The organism is Microbacterium croceum (assembly GCF_023091245.1).
Classification (GTDB): domain Bacteria; phylum Actinomycetota; class Actinomycetes; order Actinomycetales; family Microbacteriaceae; genus Microbacterium; species Microbacterium croceum.
The window spans coordinates 368999-390230 of the sequence record NZ_JAHWXN010000001.1 but is presented as its reverse complement, the minus strand read 5'-3'; the positions used below and the strand labels follow the sequence as shown (position 1 = coordinate 390230).

24 protein-coding genes are annotated in these 21232 nt (G+C 69.7%); 11 read left to right on the top strand and 13 right to left on the bottom strand.

The genetic code is table 11. The features are described 5' to 3' along the window. Positions 1-79: 79 nt before the first annotated feature. The 3 genes from KZC51_RS01810 to KZC51_RS01800 all read right to left on the bottom strand — a co-directional run bounded on the left by KZC51_RS01810 (position 80) and on the right by KZC51_RS01800 (position 2870). Positions 80-1048: a squalene cyclase gene (locus KZC51_RS01810; protein WP_247628311.1), complete on the bottom strand. Its 969-nt coding sequence runs from the start codon at positions 1046-1048 to the stop codon at positions 80-82. 56 nt (positions 1049-1104) lie between these two features. Further along, entirely contained in the window at positions 1105-2019 is a 915-nt protein-coding gene (locus KZC51_RS01805) for a J domain-containing protein (RefSeq protein ID WP_247628310.1), read from the bottom strand. A 197-nt stretch (positions 2020-2216) separates the two neighbouring features. After that, a complete protein-coding gene (locus KZC51_RS01800) occupies positions 2217-2870 on the bottom strand; it encodes an IMPACT family protein (protein WP_247628309.1) in 654 nt (217 codons plus the stop codon). Between the two features lie 92 nt (positions 2871-2962). Between KZC51_RS01800 and KZC51_RS01795 the strand changes: the two genes are divergently transcribed. The 5 genes from KZC51_RS01795 (at position 2963) to KZC51_RS01775 (ending at position 7577) form a co-directional block, all read left to right on the top strand. After that, positions 2963-4249, top strand: a complete 1287-nt coding sequence (locus tag KZC51_RS01795; RefSeq protein WP_247628308.1) for a sensor histidine kinase — start codon at positions 2963-2965, stop codon at positions 4247-4249. Further along, positions 4246-4869, top strand: a complete 624-nt coding sequence (locus KZC51_RS01790; RefSeq protein WP_247628307.1) for a response regulator — start codon at positions 4246-4248, stop codon at positions 4867-4869. Before KZC51_RS01795 ends, KZC51_RS01790 begins: the two co-directional genes overlap by 4 nt. 92 nt (positions 4870-4961) lie before the next feature. Beyond that, positions 4962-5393 carry a DUF2871 domain-containing protein gene (locus KZC51_RS01785; RefSeq protein ID WP_247628306.1) on the top strand — a complete coding sequence of 144 codons (432 nt, stop codon included), beginning with the start codon at positions 4962-4964 and terminating at the stop codon, positions 5391-5393. A 157-nt stretch (positions 5394-5550) separates the two neighbouring features. After that, positions 5551-7047: an MATE family efflux transporter gene (locus tag KZC51_RS01780; protein ID WP_247628305.1), complete on the top strand. Its 1497-nt coding sequence runs from the start codon at positions 5551-5553 to the stop codon at positions 7045-7047. Positions 7048-7175: 128 nt separating this feature from the next. Beyond that, complete coding sequence (locus KZC51_RS01775) at positions 7176-7577, top strand: hypothetical protein (protein ID WP_247628304.1); 402 nt, start codon at positions 7176-7178, stop codon at positions 7575-7577. Positions 7578-7695: 118 nt separating this feature from the next. Here KZC51_RS01775 and KZC51_RS01770 read toward each other — a convergent pair whose 3' ends face one another. Next, a complete protein-coding gene (locus KZC51_RS01770) occupies positions 7696-9405 on the bottom strand; it encodes an AMP-binding protein (protein ID WP_247628303.1) in 1710 nt (569 codons plus the stop codon). Next, entirely contained in the window at positions 9402-9926 is a 525-nt protein-coding gene (locus tag KZC51_RS01765) for an Lrp/AsnC family transcriptional regulator (protein WP_247628302.1), read from the bottom strand. The genes KZC51_RS01770 and KZC51_RS01765 overlap by 4 nt, the downstream gene beginning before the upstream one ends. Positions 9927-10032: 106 nt before the next feature. Between KZC51_RS01765 and KZC51_RS01760 the strand changes: the two genes are divergently transcribed. Beyond that, on the top strand, positions 10033-11259 hold the full coding sequence (locus KZC51_RS01760; protein ID WP_247628301.1) for a trans-sulfuration enzyme family protein: 1227 nt from the start codon (positions 10033-10035) through the stop codon (positions 11257-11259). 3 nt (positions 11260-11262) lie between these two features. Here KZC51_RS01760 and KZC51_RS01755 read toward each other — a convergent pair whose 3' ends face one another. Further along, entirely contained in the window at positions 11263-11727 is a 465-nt protein-coding gene (locus KZC51_RS01755; protein ID WP_247628300.1) for an acyl-CoA thioesterase, read from the bottom strand. A 231-nt stretch (positions 11728-11958) separates the two neighbouring features. Here KZC51_RS01755 and KZC51_RS01750 point away from each other — a divergent pair, with 231 nt between their 5' ends. Together KZC51_RS01750 and KZC51_RS01745 are read left to right on the top strand one after the other, a co-directional pair. Next, positions 11959-12573 (top strand): ClpP family protease, encoded by a 615-nt coding sequence (locus KZC51_RS01750; RefSeq protein ID WP_247628299.1) that lies wholly within the window; start codon positions 11959-11961, stop codon positions 12571-12573. Further along, a complete protein-coding gene (locus KZC51_RS01745; protein ID WP_247628298.1) occupies positions 12570-13163 on the top strand; it encodes a ClpP family protease in 594 nt (197 codons plus the stop codon). Before KZC51_RS01750 ends, KZC51_RS01745 begins: the two co-directional genes overlap by 4 nt. 56 nt (positions 13164-13219) lie before the next feature. Here the strand turns inward: KZC51_RS01745 and KZC51_RS01740 are convergent, their stop codons facing one another. The 4 genes from KZC51_RS01740 to KZC51_RS01725 all read right to left on the bottom strand — a co-directional run bounded on the left by KZC51_RS01740 (position 13220) and on the right by KZC51_RS01725 (position 15768). Beyond that, complete coding sequence (locus tag KZC51_RS01740; protein WP_247628297.1) at positions 13220-13585, bottom strand: helix-turn-helix domain-containing protein; 366 nt, start codon at positions 13583-13585, stop codon at positions 13220-13222. Positions 13586-13673: 88 nt separating this feature from the next. Beyond that, on the bottom strand, positions 13674-14147 hold the full coding sequence (locus KZC51_RS01735) for a MarR family winged helix-turn-helix transcriptional regulator (protein ID WP_247628296.1): 474 nt from the start codon (positions 14145-14147) through the stop codon (positions 13674-13676). Positions 14148-14164: 17 nt separating this feature from the next. Next, the gene (locus tag KZC51_RS01730; RefSeq protein ID WP_247628295.1) at positions 14165-14824 is read right to left on the bottom strand and encodes a GTP cyclohydrolase II; all 660 of its coding nucleotides are present in this window, start codon (positions 14822-14824) and stop codon (positions 14165-14167) included. A 56-nt stretch (positions 14825-14880) separates the two neighbouring features. Beyond that, a complete protein-coding gene (locus tag KZC51_RS01725) occupies positions 14881-15768 on the bottom strand; it encodes a DMT family transporter (protein WP_247628294.1) in 888 nt (295 codons plus the stop codon). A gap of 116 nt (positions 15769-15884) precedes the next feature. Between KZC51_RS01725 and KZC51_RS01720 the strand changes: the two genes are divergently transcribed. Further along, positions 15885-16721, top strand: coding sequence for a sulfurtransferase (locus KZC51_RS01720; protein ID WP_247628293.1), 837 nt, complete (start codon positions 15885-15887; stop codon positions 16719-16721). Positions 16722-16734: 13 nt separating this feature from the next. On the opposite strand, the gene KZC51_RS01715 is transcribed toward KZC51_RS01720, so the two are convergent. Further along, positions 16735-17646, bottom strand: coding sequence for a hypothetical protein (locus KZC51_RS01715; RefSeq protein WP_247628292.1), 912 nt, complete (start codon positions 17644-17646; stop codon positions 16735-16737). Between the two features lie 325 nt (positions 17647-17971). Between KZC51_RS01715 and KZC51_RS01710 the strand changes: the two genes are divergently transcribed. Then, the gene (locus tag KZC51_RS01710; protein ID WP_247628291.1) at positions 17972-18652 is read left to right on the top strand and encodes an acyl-CoA synthetase; all 681 of its coding nucleotides are present in this window, start codon (positions 17972-17974) and stop codon (positions 18650-18652) included. Next, positions 18649-19011, top strand: a complete 363-nt coding sequence (locus tag KZC51_RS01705; RefSeq protein WP_247628290.1) for a hypothetical protein — start codon at positions 18649-18651, stop codon at positions 19009-19011. The genes KZC51_RS01710 and KZC51_RS01705 overlap by 4 nt, the downstream gene beginning before the upstream one ends. Positions 19012-19227: 216 nt before the next feature. On the opposite strand, the gene purB is transcribed toward KZC51_RS01705, so the two are convergent. Both purB and KZC51_RS01695 read right to left on the bottom strand, forming a co-directional pair. Further along, positions 19228-20610 carry an adenylosuccinate lyase gene (gene purB / locus KZC51_RS01700; RefSeq protein ID WP_247630568.1) on the bottom strand — a complete coding sequence of 461 codons (1383 nt, stop codon included), beginning with the start codon at positions 20608-20610 and terminating at the stop codon, positions 19228-19230. Positions 20611-20633: 23 nt separating this feature from the next. Then, the gene (locus KZC51_RS01695; protein ID WP_308194277.1) at positions 20634-21146 is read right to left on the bottom strand and encodes a low molecular weight protein-tyrosine-phosphatase; all 513 of its coding nucleotides are present in this window, start codon (positions 21144-21146) and stop codon (positions 20634-20636) included. Between the last annotated feature and the right edge of the window lie 86 nt (positions 21147-21232).

Below are 21232 nucleotides of genomic sequence, written 5' to 3'. Positions count from 1 at the left end.
GAAGTCAATGGGGTTGCCGAGGTTCCCCCGGTGCAGGGGATTGGTCACCGGGCGGATGCGGAACGAGCGGGCGGAACCCTCAGCGCGCGGCGTCCCACCAGTCGAGCACGCGGGTCCCGAACAACGTCAGCCACGGCGAAGGAGCGCCCTCGGGGACATCGACCGAGACCCAGGTGCGGCCGAGCAGCGGCGCTCCCTGGCGCCAGGTCCCGTCAGGGAGACGCGCGGCCCGCGCCAGCGCCACCGCGTCGTCGAGCCGGGGGTCCGGAGGGACTTCTTCATACAGCGAGACAGCACGGAAATGGTCGAGTGCCGTGATCGCGCTGTAGCGGTGCCGGTGCGGATAGGTGAACTCGTGCACGAAGTCGCCCACCGGCTCGCCGGTCGACAGCCGGTGGAGCAGTCGGCGCCGCAACAGGTACTCCTCGCCGCCGTGTCGAGCATCGCGAACGGAGTGATCGCCGGTGAGCTGTTCGTAGTACAGGAGCTCGCGCACCGCGTTGAGGGTGGAGTGGAACGACGATCTGGTCGACCTCCCCTCCTCGGCTTCGCAGTTCCAGCCGCCGTCCGCGAGTCGATGCTCCACGAACCACCGGGCCAGTGCGCTCATCTCCACGCCGAGCCAGGCTCCGGTGGCGAGGGTGAAGGCGTTGATGCACACGTCGACCTCGCCGCCCCAGTAGGGAAGATCGTCGTACTCCCAGCGGCTGTTCACGGCCAGCTTCTCGGCGGTGCCCTCGAGGATGCGTGCGTCCAGCCCCGCGTCACGCAGGTCCTTCAGCGCCCAGGTCGTGGCGACCCAGGGCTGGCCGGGCGCATCCGCCTCGGCGCTGCCGAAGAAGCCGGCGGGGAAGTACGCTCCTCCCGCCCACTGCCCGTCGGGGTCCTGATGTGCGAGCACCGCGGCGCCGAACCCCTCGGTCGCCACGCGGTCCCTCGTCGCCTGCCACACCTCGGGTGGGGCATCGAGCAGGTCGCGTTCGACCTGCCAGCGCAGGCTCGGATCGGAGTCGAGCAGCCAGTCGCGCACGTCGGTGGAGATCGCCATGCGCGGAACGCTACTCCTGGCGGGGGACGGGCGGAACGGCCTCAGGTGAGAGCGCCTCAGACGAAGCGGACGGTCTGCTGCAGCCGGGTGCGCACATCGAAGAGCTCGTTGCCGCCGATGGCCCGCGCGCCGGGAACGCCCTGCCGCAGCACCATCGCGAGCGCGCTGCGACGCACCACGACGACGGGAACGCCGCGGCTGGTGCCGAGCGGGGTGACCGCCTGGGACAGGTCGTCATCTGGGAGCACGATGATCGCACCGCCGAAGCGCACGCGGGCGGCACGAGCGACGGTGCGCATGCGCGAGAGCGTGCCGGTGACCGGGGCGCGCGTGCCGAGGCTCGGTCCGGTGATCTCGCCGCGGCGGAAGCCCACGACCCCGCCGAAGTCCTCGGACATGATGCCGTACAGGCCCGAAGGGCTCAGCACCACGTGGTCGAGCTTGTCGTCGGCGTCCTTGCCCGCATCGACGTCGTGCCACACCGTGAACCCCATGCCGAGGTCCGAGACCGTGCGGGCGGTGGACTCCTCGGCCAGAGCATCCGCGAGCATGCGGCGCAGTTCGCGCGGCGCCGAGCGCACCAGCGCGGGGTCGTACGGATCAGGGACCTCGACACCACGGCCGGCCCACTCGCGGATGAGCACGAGGTAGCGCTCGCGCCGCCAGCCACCGGGGTGGCCGTAGGAGCGGGCGCGGGGTCGGGTGTCGGCGCGGGCTGCGGGCGGACGCCATCCGCTCCACGTGGTGTCGGTGGCCACACCGGTGCGCCGGTCGTAGGCGGCGCGGTCGTCGGGGGTGCCGACCAGCTCCCAGGCGCGCTGCACCTGGATGAACACGGCGGCGTCGCCACCCGTGTCGGGGTGCGTCTGCCGGAGGCGGAGCCGATATGCACGCCGCAGCTCGGCGTCGTCGACCGTGGCTTCCACGCCGAGGATCTCGTACGCCGAGGCGGAGAGCGGACTGTCGAACATCGCTCTCCTTCCAGGTTCGCGGCATCCAGGATATCCGCCCTGGCGTGTGGGTTCGCCGGAGGCGGGCGTTCATAACTCCGGAAGAACCGCAGCATCGGCACTGCGGACCCGCGTCATTCCGGGGTTCTCGGTCGCGGGGGCGACAGTTCTTCCTGAGTTGTGAACGGCGACCGCAACTGCCGCGGCGACGGCGGCGCTCAGTCCGGCACGTCGACGATGCGCTCGGCGCCGATCACGGGCATGACGGCGCCGGCGGATGCCGCGGCGAGCTCATCCGTCAACCGCGCGATCTCAGACTCCGGCACCCAGAGCTCCAGGGTGGCGAGGGTCGCGTACTGCGGCTCGCCCAGCGTCGCCCCGTGGTGCGCAGCCCAGTCGCGCAGCAGGTTGTCGTAGCGGCCGGCATCCGCGTGCGCCACGTCGATGCGCACCTGCGTGAGAGCCGCCCGACGCACGAGCGCGGCGAGGTCGAGCGTCTCGGACACCGCCGAGGAGTACGCCCGCACGAGGCCACCCGCGCCGAGCTTCACCCCGCCGAAGTACCGCGTGACCACCGTGACGACATCCGTCAGCTCGCGTCGGCGCAGCACCTCGAGCATCGGCACACCTGCCGTGCCCGATGGCTCGCCGTCATCCGAGGACCGGGCCTGATCGCCGAGGAGTCCGGTGACCATCGCGGTGCAGTTGTGGTTCGCATCCCAGGCGCGCTTGCGGATGCCGGCGATCACGGCCTCCGCCTCCTCGACCGAACCGACCGGTTCGATGCGCGTGAGGAAGCGCGACTTGCGGATGCTGATCTCGTGCTCGACCGGCGTCGCGATCGTCGCGGGGTACGTGCGGGCGGAGGTCATCCGCCTCAGGATATCCGCGCACCGTCAGCAGTCCGCCCCGGATCGGTCGAACGATGGAGGCGCACGTCAGCCGTCGGCGCAAGAATGTGAGGATGTCGTCGTTCGAACCGCCCCGCGCTGCCGCCGCCGTGGCCCGGCCGGCCCGGACCTGGGCGAGCCTGGTGGGATCGATCCGCATCGGACAGGCTGTCATCACCGCCGTGCTCGTGGTGATCGGCGCGGTGCGCGCGGCATCCGATGGCATCCCTCTTCCGATCGTCGTCGCTGTCTCGCTGGTCTTCGCCGGGTGGTACGGCGGGGGACTGCTGCTGAGCGAACGCACCGACGATCGACGCCTCGCCACCGGGTGGTTGCTCGGGCTGACCGCGATCTGGCTCGGCGCGGTCGCCCTCTCCCCGGAGTTCATCTGGCTCGCCTTCTCGCTGTGGCTGCTCGCCGGCTTCGTGATGCAGATGCGCGGGGCGGTGCCGCTCAGCGCCGTGATCCTCGCTGTGGTCATCATCGCGCCGCTGGCGCACACCGGCACCACGAGCTATGCGAACGTGATCGGCCCCCTCGTCGGCGGAGTCTTCGCGCTCGGCATCTCGCGCGGGTATCTCGAGCTGGTCCGCGACGGGCGGGAACGTCGACGCCTGATCGCGTCGCTCGTCGCGACCCAGGAGGAGATGGCGGCGCTGCAGGATGAGCTCGCGCGCACGCAGCGCGAATCCGGGGCGAGCGCCGAGCGCACGCGCGTCTCCCGTGACATCCATGACACCGTGGCGCAGAGCCTGTCCTCCATCGGGATGCTGGCGCGTTCGGGCGTCGAGCTGAGCGGGGATTCTCCTCCGCGAAAGACGCTCGAGCAGATCGGGGCGCTCGCCGCCGAGGGGATGGCCGACGCCCGGCGCATCGTGAACGCGCTCATGCCCGCCGAGCTCGAGGCGACCGCTCTCGGGGATGCTCTCGAGAGGATGCTCGAACGGCTCGCCGATGAGACGGGGATCGAGACGACCCTGCATGCGGACGAACAGCTGCCGTCGCTGGGGCTCGACGCCGAGGTCGCGCTGTTGCGCACGGCCCAGTCGGCGCTGGCGAACGTGCGGTCCCACGCGGGCGCATCGCGGGTGGTCGTCACACTGGCCGATGCCGGGGAGACCGTGCGTCTCGACATCGTCGACGACGGGAGGGGCTTCGACGCCACCCGGTGGGCCGCCCGCGGTGGTGTCGGATCGGACGGCGGGGGCTACGGACTGCGCTCGATGCGGGCGCGGCTGCGCGAGCTCGGCGGAGGGCTCGATGTCGAGAGCGCTCCGGGCGACGGGACCGCTCTTTCGGCTCATCTCCCGCTGGGCGGCATCCCGGCCGTGCGGGCCGCTGCGGACGGGGTCAGCGGATGACCGCCCTGACCGTGCTGCTCGACGACGACCATCCGATCGTCCGCGCGGGCGTGCGCTCGCTGTTCGACCGACGCGACGACATCGACGTGGTCGGTGAGGCAGCCTCGGGGGAGGAGGCCGTCGCGCTGGCCCGGCACCTGCACCCCGACGTCGTCCTGTGCGACCTGCGCCTGGGTGAGGGGATGAACGGTGTGCAGACGACCGCAGCACTGCGGGCGCAGGACCCGGCCCCTGCCGTCATCATCCTCACGACGTTCGATCGGGATGCGGAGATACTCGGGGCGATCGAGGCCGGAGCGGCGGGATACCTGCTGAAGGACATCGCCCCCGAAGACATCGTCCGCGCCGTCCGGCAGGCTGCGGCGGGAGGGCTCGTGCTGACGCCGGAACTGAGCGAACGGGTCGTGCAGGTCATGAGGGCGCCGCGGGTGCGGCTCACCGAGCGCGAGCTCGATGTGCTGCGTCTGCTCGACACCGGTTCGTCGAACCGCGAGATCGCGAAGACCCTCTTCGTCACCGAGGCCACGGTCAAGACGCATCTGGTGCACGTGTTCGAGAAGCTGGGTGCCGACAGTCGGGCGCGGGCGCTCGCGATCGCCCGCGAGTCCGGCCTGATCTGACGGCACCGGCGTCTGCATCCGCATCTCCACCGTTCGATGGATCCCCGATCCGGCGTCGACGCCGAGGCTGGAATCAGATCGAAAGGAATCTGATGCGCAGATTGTTCTACGCCGCGTTCGCCTCCATGGTGGCCGGGGTCGCCTCCGGGCTCTTCTACCGCGAGTTCACCAAGCTCAACGACTTCCCCGAGGGGGCATCGACGCAGCTGGGGCTGGTGCACACGCACCTGCTCACGCTCGGCTTCGTCGTGCTGCTGATCGTGCTGCTGCTCGAGAAGCAGTTCGCGCTGTCGCAGAGCCGCCTGTTCGGCTGGTTCTTCTGGACGTACATCGCCGGTCTCGTCCTGACCTCCGCGATGATGGTCTGGCATGGGTGCCTCACGGTGCTGGGGCTGGAGTCGTCGAAGATGATCGCCGGCATCGCCGGGCTCGGCCACATGCTCCTCACCGCCGGGATGATCCTGCTCTTCCTCGCCTTGCGCACGCGCCTGACCGCGCCGGCCACGGCCCCCGCTGTCGCCTGATCGCTCCGGTGGCAGAGAGGCACCTTCCCCGCAGGGACGGTGCCTCTTCCGCGGCCGGGGTGCCCTGCGTGAAAACCAGTGGATGACAGGGGCCGAATCGATTCGATAAGCTGGTGCCTCCCCCCGATCCGCACTCCAGTCCTGCGAGCTCACCTTCATGGCCACCTCCCTCACCACGGGCCGTCCGTGGCGTGTCATCCTTGCCTTCTCCGTCCCGCTCCTGCTCGGCAACGTCGTGCAGCAGCTGTACCAGTTCGCCGACGCCATCGTCGTGGGCCGGCATCTCGGTGTGGACTCCCTGGCCGCCGTCGGCGCCACCGGGGCGCTGCTGTTCCTGCTGCTCGGCTTCGCCTGGGGATTGACCAGCGGTTTCGCGATCCCGATCGCTCAGGCCTTCGGGGCTCGTGATGACGATGCCGTGCGCCGCTCCGTCGCCACGGGCGTGGTCCTCAGCGCCATCACCAGCGTCGTGCTCATGATCGGTGCGCCGCTGATCGCCGAACCTCTGCTGGCGGTGCTCCAGACGCCTCCCGAGCTCATGGCCGAGGCCACCGTGTTCACGCAGATCAGCTTCCTCGGCGCCGGCGCCACGATGTTCTTCAACTACCTCTCGGCGATCATCCGCGCGATCGGTGATTCACGCACCCCGCTGGTGTTCCTCACGGTGTCGTGCGCGCTGAACGTCGGACTCGTGGTGCTCATGGTCGGTCCCCTGGAGTGGGGCGTCGGCGGCGCCGCACTCGCGACCGTGATCGCCCAGGCCGTGTCGGTCGTGCTGTGCCTGGAGTTCGTGCGCCGCCGCCTCCCGATGCTGCACCTGCGCCGGGCCGACTGGCGCATCACCCGCGCCGATCTCGCCGAACACCTGCGTCTCGGACTGCCCATGGGCTTCCAGGCCTCGATCATCGCGATCGGCACGCTCACCGTGCAGGTGGCGCTGAACACCCTGGGCGCCGACGCGGTAGCCGCGTACACGACAGGATCCCGCGTCGACAGCCTCGCCGTCGCGCTGCTGTCCTCCCTCGGCCTCGCGGTCTCGATGTACGCAGCGCAGAATCACGGCGGACGCCGCCCCGACCGCATCCGTCGAGGCGTGGTCGAGGCGACGTGGATGGCGATCGTCGCCGGCCTCGTGCTGGGTGGTCTGCTCATCGCGTTCGGCGCCCCCATGGTGCGGTTGTTCATCGGCGACGGCTCCGACGATGTCGTCGAGCTCGCGCACCTCATGCTGATCGTGAACGGATGCGGCTACTGGGCGCTCGGCATGCTGTTCGTGCTCCGCGGCGCTCTGCAGGGACTCGGCCACACGCTGGTGCCCACGGTGACCGGCGTGATCGAGCTCGTGATGCGCGTGGGCGCGGCTGTGGTGCTCGGGGCGGCCATCGGTTTCACGGGCGTCGCTCTCAGCAACCCCTTGGCGTGGGTCGGGGCGATCGTGCTCCTGGTGCCCGCGTACGTGCGCGCGCACCGGGCGCTCGGGCGCCTGCCTGTGGATCCGATCGATGCGACCGAGACCTCGGCGATCGCGATCGTGGGGCCGACCGACGGCTCGATGGTCGTGGACGCCGTGATCACGCAGTCGGTGCCGGTGATCCGCTCCTCGCGTCTGCGGCGTCTGCGGTTCACCCGGCCGAAGCGCAGCGCCCGCCGCTGACGCCGTCCGCGGGCCGCGCGAGAAAGATCCTCCTGCAGGATGATGCGTGTCGCACTGGAGACGGATGGCTTATCGCGGACACTTTCATAGTGTGAAGTAGCGGATGTTCCGCAGACCGGGGGGTCATCATGACGACATTGAGAGTGGCTAATGAACTGGCCGCTGTGTTGGTGCCGATCGGCGTCGTCGGTGCCGCGTTGGCGGCGCTGTGCGCGATCGTTGCGGGGATAGCGATCATGCGAGGGGCCGGGGGGCTCATCGGTGGCGCAGTGGGGCTGTGGATCCCGTTCGCGCTGCTGAGTCTGACCGCATCGTTCGCGAACCAGTGGCTGCCGCTGATCGCTTCGGTGGCGGCGCTCGCCGCGATGCTGGTGCTCGGGGGCGTGGCGCGCGCGATCGTGAACGTCGCCGACGGCGGACGCCCGTCGCGTCGACCGGTCACGGCTCCGGTGGCCGTGGGGGCCCCGGTCGTGTCGACGGTGAAGTCGTCGCCGGTGACGTCGGCGATTCCGATCGTCTCGACGCGCTGAGCGCGGTCGTCGCCCGTTCAGAACTCCTCACAGGCGCGGGTACCTGTGAGGAGCTCTGGCGTGCTCGCGGGAGTCCGGCTGCCCGGCCTCGCCGTTCTTGAGAGGAGAAGAGGGGGGCTCAGCGGTAGTCGCGGTCGCGGTGCTGACCGGCGTCGTCGCCGGAGTCCACCCGAGCAGCCTCGCGGGCGCGCAGTTCGACCCGGCGGATCTTGCCCGAGATGGTCTTGGGCAGCTCGGGCACGAACTCGATGATGCGCACCCACAGGTGCGACGACAGTCGGTCATGCGCGAAGGCGAAGATCAAGCGGGCGGCCTCGGCTTCGTCGGCGGTGGCATCGGGATGCAGGCACACGTACGCCTTCGGTACCGAGAGTCGCGTGGGGTCGGGGCTCGGGATCACGGCCGCCTCGATCACGAGCTCGTGCTCGAGCAGCACGGACTCGAGCTCGAACGGCGAGATCTTGTAGTCCGAGGCCTTGAACACGTCGTCGGCACGACCGATGTAGGTCAGGTAGCCGTCCGCGTCGCGAGAAGCGATGTCACCGGTGTGGTGATAGCCGCCGACGCGGGATTCCGCGGTCTTCTCCGGATCGTCGTAGTACCCCGCCATCAGGCCGAGGGGCGCATCGGCCAGGTCGAGCGCGATCTCGCCTTCCCTGTCGACCACCGCACCGGTCACCGGGTCGAGCAGCACCACAGGGTAGCCGGGCAGCGGGCGGCCCATCGAGCCGACCTTCACCGCCTGACCGGGGGAGTTGCCGATGCATGCGGTCATCTCGGTCTGGCCGAAGCCGTCGCGGATCGTGCCGTCCCAGGCGTCGCGCACGCGGTCGATGACCTCGGGGTTGAGCGGCTCTCCCGCGCCCACGAGCTCGCGCGGCGGGTGAGTGAGGCGGCTGAGGTCGGCCTGGATCAGCATCCGCCACACGGTCGGCGGGGCGCAGAACGTCGAGACGTGGTGGGTGTCCATGACCTGCATGAGCGTGTTCGCGTCGAAGCGCTCGTAGTTGTAGACGAACACGGTCGCCTCGGCGAGGAACGGCGAGTAGAAGCTCGACCAGGCGTGCTTCGCCCATCCGGGCGATGAGATGTTGAGGTGCACGTCGTCGGGGCGCACGCCGAGCCACCACATGGTCGACAGATGGCCGACCGGGTAGGAGACGTGCGTGTGCTGCACGAGCTTCGGACGGTTGGTCGTGCCGGAGGTGAAGTAGAGCAGCGCGGTGTCGGTGGCGGGAGTCGGCCCGTCGGGCTCGAACGTCGTCGGGGCGCTCGCCGCATCCGCGAACCGCACCCAGTCGGAGGGGGTGCCCTCGCCGACGCCGATGCGCAGGATGGCGTCGTCGATGCCCGTCAGCCGGTCACTCAGCGACCCCAGCGTCACCACGGCGCGGGCGCGCCCGTGCTCGATGCGATACGCGAGGTCGGATGCCGAGAGCAGGGTCGAGGTCGGGATCGACACCGCGCCGATCTTGGTGATCGCGAGCATGACCTCCCACAGCTCGATCGTGTTGCCGAGCATCACGATCACGTGGTCGCCGCGGCGGATGCCGAGGCCTGTCAGCCACGAGGCGACCTGGTCGGAGCGGGCGGAGAGCTCGCCATAGGTCCAGGCGCGCAGGCTCAGGTCGGCCGACACGATCTGCACGGCGGGGCGGTCGGGGTTCTCGGCAGCGACGACGTCGAACCACTCGAGCGCGAAGTTGAACTCATCGACCTGCGGCCATGCGAATCCGGCACGCGCGGCGGCGTAGTCGGTCGCGTGCGCGAACAGGAAGTCGCGCATCTCGCGGACGGTGTGCGTGGCGGCGGTGGCACTGCGGCTCATGATGCTCCCTTGCTGGCGTGCAGTCCATCCTCCCGCACGTAGCGGGGGAGCAGGCCGACGCCGTCGCGCAGCTCGAACACCAGCTGCGTCTCGGTGCCGCGCACGACCGAGTGCACGGTGATGTGCTCGAGCACGATGTCACGCAGCGCCGTGGCATCCTGCACCGCCACGTGCACGAGGAAGTCGTCGACCCCGGCGACGTGGAACACCTGCAGCACGCGCGGAATGTTCGCGAGCGCGTCGAAGAGCGCGGTGACCTTCTGCCCGGTGTGGTTCGCGAGACGCACCTTGATGATCGCCTGCAGCGGGAAGCCGACGGCGGCCTCATCGAGACGGATGCGGGTGTCGCGGATGACTCCGCGCTCGCGCAGCGACCGCACGCGGTGCGCGCAGGTCGATTCCGCGAGGTTCAGGCGGTGGGCGAGTGCCTTGTTCGTGATGTCCGCGTCGTGGGTGAGGACGGCCAGGAGTTCGAGGTCGATCTCGTCGAGCGGCGTGCCTTGCGCTTTCGCCAATGTCATCCCTCCTCGGATGTCGAATATTGCTCAGAATAGCGAGATGCGGCTCTTCACTGGCGAATACTGTCGATTCTCTGCACTGAAACCGAGATTCCGGCAACGTGGAGGCATGACTGCACCGCTGCATCCTGACACCGTCGCCGTGCACAGCGGCCGCTCCGACCTCGAGGGTCTGGGGGTCCACGCGCTGCCGATCGACCTGTCGACCACGAATCCGCTGCCGGACATCGAGCGCGGAGGCGACTCGTATGAGGCGATGGCGACCGGTGGGCGACCACCGGCCGACGGCAGCATGGTCTACGCACGGCTGTGGAACCCGACCGTCGCCCGGTTCGAGGAGGCGCTCGCCGAGCTCGAGCACGCCGAGGCGTCGGTGGCGTTCGCGTCGGGCATGGCGGCGATGACCGCGGTGATCCTCGCGCACACCGGGGCGACCGGGCTGCGGCACGTGGTCGCCGTCCGCCCGCTCTACGGCGGTACCGATCACCTGCTCGGGTCCGGCTTGCTCGGCGTCGAGACGACCTACTGCTACCCGGATGAGGTCGCGGCGAGCATCCGTCCCGACACCGGACTTGTCGTGCTGGAGACGCCGGCCAACCCCACGCTCGAGCTCGCCGACATCGCCGACGTGGTGCGGCAGGCCGGCGCGGTGCCCGTGGTCGTCGACAACACCTTCGCGACCCCGGTGCTGCAGAACCCGATCGACCTGGGCGCGGCGATGTCGCTGCACAGCGCCACCAAGTATCTGGGGGGACACGGCGATGTGATCGCGGGTGTGGTCGCCTGCAGCGAAGAGACCGCCGAGGCCCTGCGCCGGGTACGGGCGGTGACCGGGGGGCTGCTGCATCCGCTCGGCGCCTACCTGCTGCACCGCGGGCTCACCACGCTGCCCGTGCGGATGCGCCAGCAGCAGGAGAACGCGCGCCGAGTCGTGCAGTGGCTGATCGACAGGCCCGAGGTCGCCGAGGTGTTCTATCCGGGGCTCGACGGCGACCCGCACGGTCTCCTCGCGCGGCAGATGCGGGGCACCGGCGCGATGATCGCGATGCGGATGCAGGGTGGGTTCGCCGCGGCATCCGCCGTCACGACGGCGACGACGCTGTTCACGCACGCGGTGTCGCTGGGAGGTGTGGATTCGCTGATCCAGCATCCGGCGGCGCTGACTCACCGGCCCGTGCCGCCGGAGGCGCGACCGGCCGCCGATGTGCTGCGCCTGTCGATCGGGCTCGAGAACGTCGACGACCTGATCGCCGACCTCGCGCAGGCGTTCGCGGCGCTGCCCGCCGTGGTCGGCACCTCGCCGCTGCCGTCGTCGGAGGAGGTCGTGCGGGCCTGAGAGTCAGCCGGGGAGGCGGATGGTGCCCGTCGCCAGACGCTCGGTGGGCATGCGGTCGCGGTTGTAGGTGATGTCGCTGTAGCCGTGCGGGGTCGGCACGCCATCCTCGTCGAGGCTCACGAACACGATCTTCTCGATCGTGAGGATGCGCTTGCGCGTGATCATGTTGCGCGCCACCGCCCGCATCGTGAGCGAGGTGTTCCCGAAGTGCGTGGCCTGCAGGCCGATCTCGATCAGGTCACCCTGCACCGCGGACGCCTCGAAGTTGATCTCGGAGATGTGCTTGGTCACCGCGCGGTAGTTGCCCAGCTGCACGATCGCGTAGATCGCGGCTTCCTCGTCGATCCATTTCAGCAGGCTGCCGCCGAACAGCGACCCGTTCGCGTTGAGGTCCTCGGGCCGCACCCACTTGCGGGTGCGGAAGTTGAGTCCGTCCTCCGACCACGCCGGTGCCTTCTGCTTCGCCATGTGCCCGAGCATAGGAGTGGCATGAGTCCGCGGTGTTACGGCGAGTTTTCACGGAGGTGCGCGGGGCCGCGCGCGGGGTGCGCGGGGCCCCTGCACGTCGCGGGGGCGAGGAGGACGAGGAGGGGTGAGGCTGGGCGAGGTGGGCAGGAGGTCGGCATCCGTCTGCTGGGGGCAGAACAGCCCAGGGCAGAATCGGGTGCGCCGCGACGGATGACGGCGGATGCTGAGGGCATGAGCGAAGACAACCCCATCCCGCAGTTCGGGCCCGAGGCCCGCCGCGCGCTGTTCCACGAGCGGGTGCTCGTGCTCGACGGTGCCCTCGACGACGACAACGGCACGCTGCTCATGACGCAGCTGCTCACGCTGTCGGCCGAGGACCCCGCCACCGACATCGCGCTCTGGATCCACTCGCCCGGCGGCTCCGTGCCGTCGATGCTGGCCATCCGCGACATCATGCGGCTGATCCCCAACGACGTCGCCACCCTCGCGCTCGGTCTCGCGTGCAGCGCGGGACAGTTCCTGCTGTCGGCTGGCACGCACGGCAAGCGGCGGGCGCTGCCCCACGCGCGCATCCTGATGCACCAGGGATCGGCGGGCATCGGTGGGTCCGCCGGCGAGATAGAGACCCAGGCCGACGACCTCCGCCACATGCGCGACACCGTGCTGGGACTCATCGCCGCCGACACCGGGCAGCCCGTCGAGCGGATCTTCGAGGACTCGCTGCACGACCGCTGGTATACAGCCGGCCAGGCGCTGGACTACGGGTTCATCGACGGCATCGTCTCCTCGATCGACGAGGTCATGCCCCGCAGGCGAGCCCGCGTCGGACTGGGGGTCGGCGCATGAGCGGCTACACGATCCCGAACGTGATCGCGCAGCATCCGCGCGGGGAACGCATCATGGACGTCTACTCGCACCTGCTCGCCGAGCGCGTGATCTACCTGGGCACCGGCATCGACGCGGGGGTCGCGAACGCGCTGATCGCGCAGCTGCTGCACCTGGATGCCGACAGTCCCGAGGCCGGCATCCAGTTCTCCATCAACAGCGAGGGCGGCGACCCCGGTGCAGCGCTGGCGATCTACGACACCCTGCAGCACATCCGTCCGGCCGTCGCGACGACCTGCGTCGGACAGGCGATCGGGCCCGCGGCACTGCTGGTCGCGGCGGGTGCGCCGGGGCAGCGGGCGGCGCTCGCCCATGCGCGGATCGTGCTGCACCAGCCGGCCGGTCAGTCGCGCGGCGCGATCCCCGACCTGATCCTCGCGGCCGACGAGGTGGTGCGGGTGCGCAGCGACATGGAGGAGATCCTCGCCAGGCACAGCGGACGCACGGTGGCCGAGCTGCGGGCCGACACCGACCGCGACCGGGTGTTCACCGCCTCGGCGGCGCGGGAGTACGGGTTGATCGACACGGTGCTCGGCGCGCGCGGGGACTGACTCCCTGCCGGTCGCGCGCCGGCACCGCGTGAGAGGCCGAGAGCGGATGCCGCGGCTCAGGCCGCGAGCGCGAACGCCTGGCGCGACACCGACACCGACACCGACACCGCAGCGGATGCCGGGACCGCGGTCGATCGCAGCTCGTCTGCCACGGCGCTGGTCAGCTCGATCAGGCTGGTGTCGAGCGCCCCGGCGATCGCGGCGATCATCTCGCTCGACGGCTCCTTGCGTCCGCGCTCGACCTCGGAGAGGTACTGCGGTGAGACGCCGGCCTTCTCGGCGGTCTCGGTGAGCGTCTCGTCGCGGTCATGTCGTCGACGGCGCAGCTGGTCGCCGAGCAGGTGGCGCCAGAGCGGCTCTGGGTCGCTGAGGCGGGGGCGAGCGGGGCGCGGTGCGCGCGGGAACGGGACGATGTCGGCCATGCCTCACGATAATCCGCGGCATCCGGCGGGTTCGAGGGTTTCTGCTCAGAGCAGAACGGTCAGGCGCCGGAGCAGAACGGTCAGGCGCCTACAGCGCTGCGGTCACGCCGGGCAGCAGCTTGCCGAGGATCGCACCGAGCTGGTCGCGCTCCTCGGGGCTCAGCGGATCGAGCACCAGCTCGCGCACCTGATCCACGTGCACGGGGGCGGCGGTGCGCAGCATTTCCCTGCCCTCCGGCGTCAACGTGGCCGAGAGCGTGCGCTTGTCGGTGCGGCACGAGGTGCGGCTGACCCAGCCGCGCTCCTCGAGCGAGTCCAGCGCATGGCTCAGGCGCGACCGGCTCAGCCCGGCGATGCGGGCGAGCTCGGTCATGGTCACGGCGCCGTCGTTCTGCCCGGCGAGGGTCACCATGATCGCGTAGCGGGCGTGGTTCAGGCCTACCTCGTCCTTGAGCGTGCGGTCGAGCACCTGCGGCAGCAGCTGGACGAAGCGGATGACGGGGAGCCAGGTCGCCATCTCGGCGTCGTCGAGGCGACGCGGGTGCCGCGGCTCCGCGGTCATGGTCTCCTCCAGAAGTGTCACGCTGCTGACAGGTCGAGCGTGTGTGCCGTGTGGTCCCGCTTGGCCTGCAGGTAGCGGGAGTTCGACTCGGACAGGTGCACCTCGGTGCGCACCCGCTCGGTGACTCGGATGCCGAGTGCCTCGAGCTGCACGGCCTTGTCGGGGTTGTTGCTCAGCAGGCGGATCGCGTCGGTGCCCACCGCGCGCAGCATCTGCGCGGCGACCGTGTAGTCGCGCTCGTCCTCGCCGTGCCCGAGGGCGACGTTCGCCTCGTAGGTGTCGAGGCCCGCATCCTGCAGTGCGTACGCGTCGAGCTTGGCGTACAGGCCGATGCCGCGTCCCTCCTGGCGCAGGTAGAGCAGGAAGCCGCCTTCTGCCGCGATCCGCTCCACGGCTTCGCGCAGCTGGGGGCCGCAGTCGCAGCGCTCTGAGCCGAAGACGTCGCCGGTCAGGCACTCGCTGTGGGGGCGCACGAGGGGTGCGTCGCCGCCGTCGGCCGCGCGATCGAGCGCGGCGCGCCAGTCCCCGAGTCCGAGCAGCAGGTGCTCACGTCCGTCGACCAGTCCGTCGAAGGTCACGACGTCGGCCGTGGTGGAGAAGCCATCGCCGAAACGCAGCGGCACGCGGACGCGGGTGCGCTCCGTGGCGACCGGAGCGACGGTTGAAGTTTCAATCATGTGGGGTGCAACGCGGCATCCGCCGGAGTATTCCCGGACGCGCCGAGATTCGGAGGCTACTCCCGCGCGCGCCGACGCACGAGCTTCAGCTCGCTGGCAAGGATGCCGAGCACGACGAGCCCTCCGCCGATCAGCGCCGTGGCGGGCAGGCGCTCTCCAGCGATACGTCCGATGACCCCCGCCCAGACAGGCTCTCCCGCATAGATGATGGTGGCCCGCGTGGGCGAGACCGACTTCTGCGCCCAGTTCATCGTGAGCTGGATGATGCAGCTCGCCGCCCCCAGCCCCACCGCGCAGCCGACCCAGATCCACGAGAACTCCGGCACGCTCTCCCCGGCCACCGGCATCGTGAGCAGACCCAGGACTCCCGCCGTGAGCAGCTGGACGATCGTGATGCGTCCGAGGTCGATCTTGCCGGCGAACACGCTGATCAGGATGATCTCCGCGGCGATCGGCAGGGTGCTGAGCATGGTCGCGATCTCACCGGCGCCCAACGTCAGCGTCAGGGCGTCGGGTCCGGCGATGAGCATCAGCCCGACGAACGCGAGCCCGGCGCCGACGAAGGCCATGGCGGGCGGGCGTTTGCGGAACACCGCCCACTGCGCGAACGGCACCATCGGCACGTACATCGCGGTGATGAAGGCCGAGGTGCTGCTGTCGATCGTCTGCAAGCCGACGGTCTGCAGGCCGTAGCCGAGATAGATCATCACTCCGATCGCGACGCCGGCTCCGATGTCAGGCCAGCGGATGCCGCGCAGCACCCGTCGGAAGATCACGACGCTGATGACACCGGCGACGAGGAACCGGATGCCGACGAAGAACCAGGGCCCGGAATGCTGCATCGCCCAGTGCACGAGCAGGAAGGTGCTGCCCCAGATCGCGGTGATCGCGATGAGCGCGGTCTCCTGGGGCCTCAGACGCATCCAACGCAGAGTGGAGGGCATGGAAGGGGCCCTTTCTCGACGGCGCCGGATCGAGCATACTCTCGCCGGAGAGGACGCTCGGCGTCAGAAAGGGTCATGCAGGACGGATGCCGGCGGCGACTGGGTAGCCTCGCAGCATGACCAACTTCACGACCGTCGATGAGCTGAACGAACTGCTGGCCGAAGGCGCATCCGTGCGCGTGCTCGACGTGCGGTGGCGTCTGGATCGTCCCGACGGGCACGCGGACTACCTCGAAGGTCACATTCCCGGTGCCGTGTACGTGCCACTCGACACTGAGCTGTCGACTCACGGCGAGCCCTCCGAGGGGCGGCATCCGCTGCCATCGACCGAGACGCTGCAGACCGCAGCGCGGCGCTGGGGCGTCCGTGCAGGCGATGTCGTGGTCGCGTACGACGACGCGAAGGGGCTCGCGGCGGCGCGGGCCTGGTGGCTCCTGCGGCAGGCCGGCGTCGACGTGCGTGTGCTCGCGGGCGGCATCCGCTCGTGGACGGCGGCGGGACTGCCGGTCGCCACCGACGATGTGACCCCCGAAGTCGGAGACGTCGTCCTCGACGAGATCGGCGGCCAGGCGCTGACGATCGACGAAGCCGCCGCGTTCCCGGCATCCGGTGTGCTGCTCGACGTGCGCGCCCCTGAGCGCTACCGCGGCGACACCGAGCCGCTCGACCCGGTGGCGGGTCACATCCCCGGTGCGGTGAACCTGCCGACAGGGCTGCACCTGGACCCGGAGGGCAAGGTGCTCGACCGCATCACGGTGCTGAAGACCTTCGCGAGCGTCGGGGTGACCCCCGGTTCCTCGGTTGCGGCGTACTGCGGCTCGGGCATCACCGCCGCGCACACCGCGCTCGTGCTCGACGAGGTCGGCATCGAGGCGAAGGTCTTCCCCGGATCGTGGAGCCAGTGGTCGAACACGCCCGGTCGCCCGATCGCGACCGGCGACCAGCCCGGCTGAGCGGCAGTCGGGTTCAGCCCCGCGGGCCGTATCCCCACGCCAGCTCGATCGCGCCGGGACCGAAGGCTCGTCGTACCTGGTGCACCGAGGTGCCGCCATCGAGCGTCATCTCGGCGACCGTCGTGCCCGTCGGGGTCTCGATGCGCTCCTCGCACCAGTCGGGCAGGGCGTCGGGGTGGAAGCGGGTCCACACCAGCAGCTCGCGGCACTGGCGCGCTACGGCGTGCCCCGTCTCGCGCATCGTCGGATAGTCGGGCGGATACGAGATCGACCACTCCACCACGGTCGTCTTCGGCGCGGTCACCGGAGCATCGAACTCGAACAGCACGCCGTGCACCTCGCCGCTGGGGTGCGAGTACCGTGCCGAGATCCTTCCGCCCGACACCGCCGAGATGAGGGGCGCAGGGGTGTTCACGCCGGGCGTGAGCTCGAGGAACGGCGTCGCGGTGATCGTGCCGCTCGTGGACTGCACGATGCTGCGCGTGCTGCAGAACGCCACGTTGCCATCGGCATCCACATCCGTCACCGAGTGGGTGGTGACTTCTCGGGACATGTCGGGGTATGGCGCGCCGAGTGCCGCGTAGGCGTCTCGTGCGGCGCGTTCGATCGCCTGCTCATCGATCGGGAACCGGCTCGGGCCGAGAGGTCCCGTGCGATTCGTCGGTCCGAGGAACTTGGTCAGGAAGCCCTGGTCGAGATCGAGCAGGCTCTCGAGGTCGGCCACGGCCGCCAGCGACTGCGCCCCCTCCGGACGGCGTGCGCCCGAGCGCCAGTAGCTCAGCGTCGCGAGCGACACCCGGTTCCCTCGTGCGCGCAACCTCTCCTGCAGCCTCGACAGCGTGATCTGCTTGGCGCTGATGGCGTCTCGGAGCGCGCCGGCGAAGGGATCGGCGCCGGTCTCCTTCGAGTCGCTTCCGATACTCATCACAGACCCCCTCCGGTATGTGAAGACGACGTCTCTAAAATGAGCTTACGACCGCACGCGTGCACCTCAAGGGACGGGGTGAGGTGTGGGGTCGCCGGCTGACTCGACGCAGGCAGGGTGCCCGACCTTGCGAACGAGCAGCCTGACGCGGCGACGCCCCCCTCGCTGCGTATTTCGTGAGGCCCGGCGATCCGTCTGGGGAGAGATCGGCCGGGCCTCACGAACAGACCCGCGTGGCACTCTGCGCCCCGCCCCGGGACCCGGCGGATGCGCCCTGTGCCCCCGCGTAGACTGGGGGGAACATCCCGGAGGACTCTGCATCGTCATGTCTGCCCCTGCCCGCGCGTTCACCGTGCGTCACATCCAGCTGTTGCGCGCGCTGATCGCAGCCGCCGCGGCGCTGATGATCACCTTCTCGTCCGACCATTCGGCTCCGGTCGGGCTGGCCGTGTTCAGCGGCTTCGTGTTCGTGACCTCGCTGGTGCAGATTCTGGCCGCCTGGCTCGTGCTTCCCGCCGGGTCCCGCTGGTCTTCGATCCTCCAGGCTGCGTTCGGTCTCATCGCGGGCATGGTCACCGGCATCCCGATGTGGCGCACGGACGACCTCTTCTTCATCGTCGTGGTCACGTGGGCGCTGCTCACCGGGGCCGTCGAGGTGCTCGCCGGCATCCGCGCTCGTCGCACGTCCGACCCCCTGGCGCGCGATGCGATCACGGTCGGCGCCTTCGGCATCCTGCTCGCCGTGGCGCTGCTGCTGATCCCGGCAGGCTTCCAGCAGGAGTACACGATCGACAAGGCCGGCACCTTCGTGCTGTCCGGCATCATCCTCGGCGTGGGCCTGTTCGGAGGGTACGTGGCGATCGTCGCGGTCTTCCTCGGCATCGCCGGCCTGACCCCGCGTCGCGCCGATGCCGTGGCGAGCTCCGCCGCGGAGACGGCTGACGACGCTCCAGATACTGCACAGCACTCGACCGCAACGTCGGCTGAGCTCGGAGGAGACCGATGACCGACGAGAAACCGACCCGGCGCGACATCCTGCGTCCGCTGCACCTGCTGGGCATCGCCCTGGCGTGTGGTGTGTTCGCGATGATCGTGACGCTGGTCTCGACTGGCGCCTTCACATCACGCGTCAACACTGCGATCGCGAACGGCACCTACGACGGATTGACCCCGATCGTGCTCGGACTCGTGGTCGGTGGCGGGGCGTTCATCGCGACACTGCTGATCCTGGCCATGCTGATCCTGGCCGTCGACCCGGCCGACGTGACCAAGACCGTCGACCGGCCGGTGCTCTACGACCCCGAGCCCGAGGGCGACGCGGGCACGGCGTCTTCCGGTGACGCCGGAACCGGTCGCACAGACTGACTTCGACGCCGCGGTCAGTCGCGGCCGGCGTTCACGACTCAGGAACACCGACGCTTGTCGCGCCCGGGTTTTCCGTGGTTGCGCGGACCGCGGGTCCGAACCCCGGCGATTCTCCTGAGTGAGGAACGGCCGACGTCGGTGCCGGGGCCTCAGCTACACAGAAAACGCACCTGCGCGGTCGGCGCGAGGTGCGATTCTGTTCTGCCGGGCTGCGCCCTAACGGGCCAGGCGCTCGGCGATACCGGTATAGGTCGCGGGAGTCAGGGCGAGCAGGCGCTGCTTGGCCGCGTCGCCGATCTCCAGACCCTGCACGAACTCGGCGAGCTCGGCCGCACCCACGCGGTGTCCGCGCGTGAGCTCCTTGAGCAGTGCGTACGGGTCGGTGATCGTGGAGCGACCGGCGACGACCTCGGCACGGATGACGGTCTGGATGGCTTCGGCGAGCACCTCCCAGTTCACATCGAGATCCGCGAGCAGCACATCGCGCGAGAGCGAGATCTCGGTGAGGCCCCGGCGCAGGTTGTCGAGCGCGAGCAGGGAGTGCCCGAACGCGACGCCGATGTTGCGCTGCGTGGTCGAGTCGGTCAGATCGCGCTGCAGGCGGCTCGTCACGAGCGTCTGCGACAGCGATCCGAGCAGGGCGCCGGAGAGCTCGAGGTTCGCCTCGGCGTTCTCGAACCGGATCGGGTTGATCTTGTGCGGCATGGTCGACGAGCCGGTCGCACCGGCGACCGGGATCTGCGCGAAGTATCCGAGCGAGATGTAGGTCCAGATGTCGGTGGCGAGGTTGTGCAGGATGCCGCCGGCATGGCGCACGCGGTCGTAGAGCTCGACCTGCCAGTCGTGCGACTCGATCTGGGTGGTGAGGATGTTGAAGCCCAGCCCCAGCCCCTCGACGTACTCGCGCGCGATGGTCGGCCAGTCGGCGTCGGGGTCTGCCGACAGGTGCGCAGACCAGGTGCCGGTCGCGCCCGAGAACTTGGCCAGGTACTCGGATGCAGCGATCTGGTCGCGCACACGCTCGAGGCGCCACGCGAACACGGCGATCTCCTTGCCCATGGTCGACGGCGTCGCCGGCTGTCCGTGGGTGCGCGAGAGCATGGCGGCATCAGCGTGCTCCACCGCGAGTTCGCGCAGCTTGGCGATCACGCCGTCGAGCGCGGGCAGCCAGACGCTCTCGACCGCACGCTTGACGGTGAGGGCGTACGAGACGGAGTTGATGTCTTCGCTGGTGCAGGCGAAGTGCGTGAGCTCGGAGATCGCGTCGAGCCCGAGCGTCGAGAGGCGATCGCGCACCAGGTACTCGATGGCCTTGACGTCGTGACGGGTGACGGCTTCCTTCTCGGCGAGCCAGTCGATCTCGTCCTGGCCGAAGTCGCGGTAGAGCGCGCGCAGGCGCTCCTTGTCGGAGTCCGACAGCGGCGATGTCTCGAACAGCGACCGGTCGGTGAGGGCGATCAGCCACTCGACCTCCACCTCGACCCGGGCCCGGTTGAGTCCGGCCTCCGAGAGGAAGTCGGCGAGTCCGGTCACGGCGGCGCGGTAGCGACCGTCGAGGGGGCTCAGGGGCTGCGGCGGAAGCGAAGGCTGGAAAGTCAGGGGAGTCCTCCTGATCGGGCCCCTCAGATGCGGGGCGTGCGGGGGAGGCGAAGAGCGGGTTCGAGCTGGCGGAACAGGCCCCGCGTCGCCGCCTCAATCATACCGAGCACCGAATCGAACATGTCGGTGCCGGCGTAGTACGGGTCGGGGACGTCGTGCGTCGATGCGTCGGGGTCGAAGGCGAGCAGGAGCGTGACCTTGCCCTCCTGGTCGTCGTCCATCGCCCACTCGCGCAGGATGCGCTCATGCGTCCGGTCGAGCGCGACGATCAGGTCGTTATCGGCGAAAGACGCCAGCGTGAACTGCTTGGCGCGGTGCTGGGAGCCGTCGTAACCCCGACGTGAGAGGGAGTCGATCGTCCGGTGGTCGGCGCGCTCGCCGAGGTGCCAGTCGCCGGTGCCGGCGCTGCGCGAGACGATGCGCGAGCCGAGTCCTTGCCTTTCGGCAAGATCGCGGAACACCACCTCGGCCATGGGCGAGCGGCAGATGTTCCCCGTGCAGACGAAGATCACGCGGAAGGGATCCGGGGATGTCACTTGCCTATTCTGCCTCTACCGGCCGATCCTGCACAGTTCCGGGAACTGTTCCTGCACGATAGAGAATGACGGCGGAGGCTCCACAG